This window comes from Paenibacillus sp. 01T422 (assembly GCF_056398785.1).
In genome coordinates this window covers 1-742 of sequence record NZ_JBFTQB010001475.1, presented here as the reverse complement: position 1 = coordinate 742, position 742 = coordinate 1, and the positions used below count along the sequence as shown (strand labels likewise).

Genomic DNA, 742 nt, shown 5'->3' with positions numbered 1-742 from the left:
TCTTGGATCCGAACCAGCTTACACTTCGTGTAATCTAGGATGTTGCAAGTTTTTACAGCAGCTTTAATGGCATAGAAATCATTCTCCAGCGTTGTTGCGATCTTCGTTGGCGCACAAACGGTGGAAGTTAGTCCATTCGCATACGTGAACTCCAGATTAGTTTTATCCACTAAGCGTTGAGTTGTAAAATCAGCCGTTCCTACCCCATTTGCATTCCCTTTTGTTTCTGGTGTCAAATCCAAAACAACCATCTTCGCAACATCCGGGCCACCATGCGCATAAGGCGTCGGGTAACGACCTGTTACGTTGGGATCCATGCCGTCGCCGCTAATATTTTTGCCAATGTAATCAATGACCAGCACATCAATCTCATCGAACAGAATCTTCGGAAGTCGCGCCTTCGCTTCAATCAACAGCTGCTCTTCGCGCTCTTCGATTTCAGCTGCAGGAAGCACTTCTACTCGGCAAGTCTCGTCATAAGCATTCTCGACGAGAGCTACACCGAACACGATTGGCAGTTTCTGAATCATCAGATTAGCCATGGCTGGCACATTCTCCGCCATATACTTAAAGCCAAGCTGATGGCAGGCTTCAGCGCCTTTTTGCTTCCCTAGCCCGATCGCGATCATCTTCATGATGCCGCTCTCAATACGTCCGCGGAACGCCGTATGCGGCTTCACACGGTTAATTACGACGATCGCATCTGCTTCCGAGGCGATACGATCTACATAAACCGGTAAAC

The 742-nt window shown here is 48.4% G+C and carries 1 pseudogene; it reads right to left on the bottom strand.

Annotation, left to right across the window (positions count from 1 at the left end):
- Nucleotides 1–742, bottom strand: a pseudogene (locus tag AC1DUA_RS39615) (nickel pincer cofactor-dependent isomerase, group 22); the annotation flags it as partial.